Annotated in this window: 2 protein-coding genes and 1 pseudogene; all 3 read right to left on the bottom strand. The window is 69.7% G+C overall.

Features of this window, described 5'->3' with window-relative positions; genetic code table 11:
- Window positions 1-240: 240 nt before the first annotated feature.
- Window positions 241-1,845: an ABC transporter substrate-binding protein gene (locus ABT085_RS42555; RefSeq protein ID WP_351621399.1), complete on the bottom strand. Its 1,605-nt coding sequence runs from the start codon at window positions 1,843-1,845 to the stop codon at window positions 241-243.
- Window positions 1,846-2,275: 430 nt separating this feature from the next.
- Window positions 2,276-2,977: an HAD family hydrolase gene (locus ABT085_RS42550; protein WP_351621396.1), complete on the bottom strand. Its 702-nt coding sequence runs from the start codon at window positions 2,975-2,977 to the stop codon at window positions 2,276-2,278.
- Between the two features lie 167 nt (window positions 2,978-3,144).
- Window positions 3,145-6,252: pseudogene (metH, locus tag ABT085_RS42545) on the bottom strand (methionine synthase); the annotation flags it as partial.
- Window positions 6,253-6,316: the final 64 nt, after the last annotated feature.

Genomic DNA, 6,316 nt, shown 5'->3' with positions numbered 1-6,316 from the left:
GGCGTCGGCGTCGGCGTCGGCGTCGGCGTCGGCGTCGGCGTCGGCGTCGGCGTCGGCGGGGCCGTGTTCCGGGTCGGTGGGGCCGGAACACCGCGGGCCGGTGGGGCCGGAACGCCTGTGGCCGGTCCTGCCGCGAGGGGCGGGACCGGCCACAGGTTGCGCGGGTTCACGTGCTGCTGACGTGCCTTCGCTCGTCCTGCACCCGAGGCCGGTCAGGGCCTCGGGTTCCGGGAGTGGGCGTCAGCTGCTCGCGCCCCGGCCGAGCTCCCACAGCTGGAGCGTCGAGGAGGAGTTCAGGGCGTACGCGGTGCCCGTGACGTCGTCGCGGGCGACGACGTACTGCTTGCCCTGCCAGAGCGGCAGCACCGGGACGTCCCGGGCCACGACGTCCTGGATGTCGGTCAGGCTGGAGGCGGCGGTCTGCCGGTCGGCCTGGCGGCGGGACTCCGGGATCAGCTCGTTGATGACCTCGCTGTTGGAGTACGGCGACTTGAGGAAGTTGTCCTTGTCGAGGAACGGCGCGAGGAAGTTGTCCGCGTCGGGGAAGTCGGGGAACCAACCCATGCCGTAGACGTCGTACTTGCCCTTGCGCTCGGCCGGGACGTAGGACTCCCAGGGGGTGCCCTTGATGTCGATCTTGAACAGGCCGCTGTTGTTCAGCTGCTTCTGTATGACCTCGAACTCCTGCTTGGTGACCGCGCCGTAGTGGTCGGTCGTGTAGTTCAGGGTCAGGCTCACCGGGGTGGAGATGCCGGCCTTGCTCAGCAGGGAGGCGGCCTTGGCGACGCTCGGGTCGCCGTACTTGTTGAAGAACGAGTTGGAGTGTCCGGTGACGCTGGCCGGGACCAGCGAGTACAGCGACTCGGCCTGGGAGCCGTAGACCTTGGAGACGATCTCGCTGCGGTTGATGAGCTGGGCCATCGCCTCGCGTACGGCCTTGTCCTTCACCGCGGGGGCGTCGGTGTTGAAGCCGAGGTAGCGGATCTCGAGTCCGGGCAGTTCCACGACGTCGATGTTGCCGCCGGCGGAGTTGGTGTACTTCTTGACCTGGGCCGGGGTCAGACCACGGGAGACGATGTCGACGTCGCCCTTGTCGAGGGCGGCGCCGAGGGCGTCGGAGTCGTCGTAGGAGACCATCTCGGCCTTGTCGTTGTTCACCTTGAGCGAACCCTTGTAGTTGGGGTTCTTGGTGAAGACGGCCTTGACCATCTTGTCGCCCTGGACCTCGGCCTTGAGGGTGTACGGGCCGGAGCCGTCCACGTCGAAGCCGTCGCGCAGCTTGTCCTTCTGGTAGTCGTCGGGGTTGATGATGCCCGCGACCGGGGTGGACAGCTTGAACGGGAAGGTCGCGTCGGCGGTCTTCAGGTGGAAGATCACCTGGTCGTCGCCCTGCGTCTCGACGGTGTCGATGGTCGACAGCAGCGCGAAGACGCCCGAGTCGGACTTGATGGCGCGGGCACGGTCGATGGAGTACTTCACATCGGCCGCGGTGACGGCGTTGCCGTTGGAGAACTTCAGGTCGCTGCGGAGCTTGCAGGCGTAGCGCTCGTTGCCGCTGTCGGTGAAGCCGCAGCTCTCCGCGGCCTCGGGCACCGGGGCGCCTTCACCCTTCGGCTGGACCATCAGCGTCTGCACGGTCTGGCGCAGGACGTTCCAGGTGCCGACGTCGTAGGCGTAGGCCGGGTCGAGCGGCGCGGGCGCGTCCTTCGTCGCGGTGAAACTGTCCGTCGTGCCGACGACGATGGCGTCGCCGCCGCTGCTCCCGCTGTCGGACCCGCCGCAGGCGGCGAGCACGGGCGCGATGAGACCGATCACGGCCGGCAGCACCAAAGTCTTGCGGTTCATGCTCGGGTTTCTCCAGCTGTTCAAGTCCGTGTACCCGGCATGCAGGGGTGTTGCGGCGGGTCACGGGGGTAGGCCGATGTTTCGCGATGAGATTAGTCCGGACCGGCGGGGCGGTTCACAGCCGGATGAGCCGGGATCCATCACGGAGTGAAACCGGGCGTGGACACACCGAAAACCCGACAGTGGAAGGATTAGTGCACGGTTCCATCAATCGGGACACAAAGACGCTTCGACATCCGGGAAAGCAGGGCGGTCTGCACATGGCGCCCTACCTGTCGACCCCATTCGGGGTGGCGAATGTCACATGGTCGACTGTTCAGGGTCGGGTAGGGATGCGCGCCCGGCCGGGCGCCGGTTTCCCGGGGCGCCGCGGAGGCGTGTGCGTCCGGGGTCCGGGTCCGGCGGCGGGGCCGGCGCGGCGGGTGACGGTTCAGACCGTGGATGTCACCAGGCCGCGCAGAAAGGCCAGGTCCACTTCTTCGAGCGAGCCCACCACGGTACGGCGGGCGGCGGGGGCGATGGGGGCGACCGACGGCACGGCCACGACATGGCAGCCCGCGGCCTCGGCCGCCGCGACGCCGGTCGCGGTGTCCTCGACGACCGCGCAGCGGGCGGGGTCCACGCCGAGTCCGGCGGCGGCGAGGAGATAGGGGTCGGGGTGGGGCTTGGTGCGGGTCACCTCGTCGCCGGCGACGCTCAGGGCGAAGTGCTGGGGACCGAGCGAGGTCAGGACGCGGTCGATGATGCGTCGGTGCGAGGCGGACACCAGGGCGGTGGGGATCTCGTACTCGGACAGTTCGGCCAGCAGCCGGGCGGCTCCCGGCATCAGCGGCAGGGTCTGGGCGATCCGGGCCTCGAACCCGGTGTTGAGCAGCAGTGTGAGTTCGGCGAGGGCGATGTCCGCGCCGGTGGCCTCGATGAGGAAGCCCGCGCTGCGGGTCATCGGGCCGCCCACCACGACATGGCGCCAGGAGTCGTCGAGGGTGTGACCGAGGCCGGCGAAGACCTCGACCTCGACGTCCCACCAGAAGCCCTCGGTGTCGACCAGGGTGCCGTCCATGTCCAGGAGCACCGCCTGGAGGGCTGAGCCTTCGGCCGTTCGGGTTCCGAGCGCGGGGACCGTACTGGTCATCCACGTACCTCCTTGAAGGGACGACCAGGCCGGTTCCCTCACGGGGAACCGGCCTGGAGTGGACCGACCAGTGTACGACTTGTCCGATCAATGTGCGTCGCGGTGTTCACCGCCGGGCGCGTCGTGGGTCTGCGGCCCCGGCTTTCGGGGCCTGTCGGGGGACGGCGTCACCGGGCGTTGAAGTACGTCGCCTCGGGGTGGTGGATGACGATGGCGTCGGTGGACTGCTCGGGGTGGAGCTGGAACTCCTCCGAGAGGTGGACGCCGATCCGCTCCGGCTGGAGGAGGTCGGCGATCTTGGCGCGGTCCTCCAGGTCGGGGCAGGCGCCGTAGCCGAGCGAGAAGCGGGCGCCCCGGTACTTCAGGGCGAACATGTCCTCGATCTGCGTCGGGTCCTCTCCCGCGAAGCCCAGCTCGGAGCGGACGCGGGCGTGCCAGTACTCGGCGAGGGCCTCGGCCAGCTGCACGGACAGGCCGTGCAGTTCGAGGTAGTCGCGGTAGGAGTCCGCCTCGAACAGCTTGGCCGTCTCCTCGCCGATCCGGGAGCCGACGGTGACGACCTGGAGTCCGACGACGTCGGTCTGCCCCGACTCCTCCGGGCGGAAGTAGTCCGCCAGGCACAGCCGGCGGCCCCGGCGCTGGCGGGGGAAGGTGAAGCGGGTGCGTTCGTTGCCCTGCTCGTCGAGCAGGATCAGGTCGTCGTCCTTGGAGACGCAGGGGAAGTAGCCGTAGACCACGGCGGCTTCCAGCAGGTTGTCGGTCTGGAGCCGGTCCAGCAGTCCGCGCAGCCGCGGCCGTCCCTCGGTCTCGACGAGTTCCTCGTAGGTCGGGCCGTCACCGGTGCGGGCCTGCTTCAGGCCCCACTGGCCCTTGAACAGGGCGCCCTCGTCGAGCCAGCTCGCGTACTCCTTGAGCTGGATGCCCTTGATGACCCGGGTGCCCCAGAACGGCGGAGTGGGGATCGGGTTGTCGGTGGCCACGTCGGAGCGCACGTGCCCTTCCTCGGGGCGCTCGTCGACCTGGACCGCGGCCGTCGCCCGGACCCTGCGCTGCTTGAGTTCGGGCAGCTTCGCGCCGGGCACGCCGCGCTTGACGCCGACGAGGGCGTCCATCAGGCGCAGGCCCTCGAAGGCGTCGCGGGCGTAGCGGACCTCGCCCTCGTAGATCTCGTGCAGGTCCTGTTCGACGTAGGCGCGGGTCAGTGCGGCGCCGCCGAGGATGACCGGGAAGTCCGCGGCGAGGCCGCGCTGGTTGAGCTCCTCCAGGTTCTCCTTCATGATCACGGTGGACTTCACCAGCAGGCCCGACATGCCGATGACGTCGGCGCGGTGCTCCTCCGCGGCCTCCAGGATCGCCGAGACGGGCTGCTTGATGCCGAGGTTGACGACGTTGTAGCCGTTGTTCGACAGGATGATGTCGACGAGGTTCTTGCCGATGTCGTGGACGTCGCCGCGCACGGTGGCCAGCACGATCGTGCCCTTGCCCTCGGTGTCCGACTTCTCCATGTGAGGTTCGAGGTAGGCGACGGCGGCCTTCATCACCTCGGCGGACTGGAGGACGAACGGCAGCTGCATCTGGCCGGAGCCGAAGAGCTCGCCGACGACCTTCATGCCGTCCAGCAGGGTCTCGTTGACGATGTCGAGGGCGGGGCGCTCCGCGAGCGCGAGGTCCAGGTCGGCCTCCAGGCCGTTGCGCTCGCCGTCGATGATCCGCCGCTTGAGCCGCTCCTCCAGCGGCAGGGCCGCCAGCTCCTCCGCCCGGCCCGCCTTCAGCGACTTCGCCGTGGCGCCCTCGAAGAGCTGCATGAGCTTCTGGAGCGGGTCGTAGCCCTCGCGGCGCCGGTCGTGGATGAGGTCGAGGGCGGTCTGCACCTGCTCGTCGTCGAAGCGGGCGATCGGCAGGATCTTCGAGGCGTGCACGATCGCCGAGTCCAGTCCCGCCTTGACGCATTCGTCGAGGAAGACCGAGTTGAGCAGGATGCGGGCGGCCGGGTTGAGACCGAAGGAGATGTTCGACAGGCCCAGCGTGGTCTGTACGTCGGGGTGGCGGCGCTTGAGCTCGCGGATGGCCTCGATGGTGGCGACGCCGTCGCCCCGGGACTCCTCCTGGCCCGTGCAGATCGTGAAGGTCAGCGTGTCGATCAGGATGTCCGACTCGTGGATGCCCCAGTTCCCGGTGAGGTCCTCGATCAGCCGCTCGGCGATCTCGACCTTCTTCTCGGGGGTGCGGGCCTGGCCCTCCTCGTCGATGGTCAGCGCGATCAGCGCCGCGCCGTGCTCCTGGGCGAGCCGGGTGACCTTCGCGAAGCGCGACTCGGGGCCGTCGCCGTCCTCGTAGTTCACGGAGTTGATCACCGCGCGGCCGCCGAGCTTCTCCAGGCCGGCCCGGATGACCTCCACCTCGGTGGAGTCCAGGACGACCGGCAGGGTGGAGGCGGTGGCGAAGCGGCCGGCGAGTTCCTCCATGTCGGCGACGCCGTCACGGCCGACGTAGTCCACGCACAGGTCGAGCATGTGCGCGCCCTCGCGGATCTGGTCGCGGGCCATCTCCACACAGTCGTCCCAGCGGCCGTCCAGCATCGCCTCGCGGAACTTCTTCGAACCGTTGGCGTTGGTCCGCTCGCCGATCGCCAGGTAGGAGGTGTCCTGACGGAAGGGGACGGTCTGGTAGAGGGAGGCGGCGCCCGGCTCGGGGCGAGGGTCGCGGGCGGTCGGGGTGAGGCCGCGGACGCGCTCGACGACCTGGCGCAGGTGCTCGGGGGTGGTGCCGCAGCAGCCGCCGACGAGCGAGAGGCCGTACTCGCGTACGAAGGTCTCCTGGGCGTCGGCGAGCTCGGGCGCGCTCAGCGGGTAGTGGGCGCCGTCCTTGCCGAGGACCGGCAGGCCCGCGTTGGGCATGCAGGCCAGCGGGATGCGGGAGGTGCGGGCGAGGTAGCGCAGGTGCTCGCTCATCTCGGCCGGGCCGGTGGCGCAGTTCAGGCCGATCATGTCGATGCCGAGCGGTTCCAGCGCGGTGAGGGCGGCGCCGATCTCCGAGCCGAGGAGCATGGTGCCGGTGGTCTCGACGGTCACCGAGACGATCAGCGGCAGGTCGAGGCCGAGGGCGTCGAGGGCGCGGCGGGTGCCGAGGACCGCGGACTTGGTCTGGAGCAGGTCCTGGGTGGTCTCGACGAGCAGCGCGTCGGCGCCGCCGGCGACCAGTCCTTCGGCATTGCGCTGGTAGGCGTCGCGCAGGGTGGTGTACGGGGCGTGGCCCAGGGTGGGCAAGGCCTGCCCGGTCGGCGCCATCACCCTGTCGGAACCGTCCGACTGACAGCCCCGCCGCCGGGCCGCTGCGGAC

It is taken from the genome of Streptomyces sp. NPDC002265, assembly GCF_040296125.1.
GTDB lineage: Bacteria > Actinomycetota > Actinomycetes > Streptomycetales > Streptomycetaceae > Streptomyces.
This window is presented reverse-complemented; position numbering and strand designations above follow the sequence as displayed.

What these genes read in the sequence shown, in the direction of transcription:
- ABT085_RS42555 (WP_351621399.1), bottom strand. Translation starts at nt 1,845, where the DNA reads ATGAACCGCAAGACTTTGGTGCTGCCGGCCGTGATCGGTCTCATCGCG.
- ABT085_RS42550 (WP_351621396.1), bottom strand. Translation starts at nt 2,977, where the DNA reads ATGACCAGTACGGTCCCCGCGCTCGGAACCCGAACGGCCGAAGGCTCA.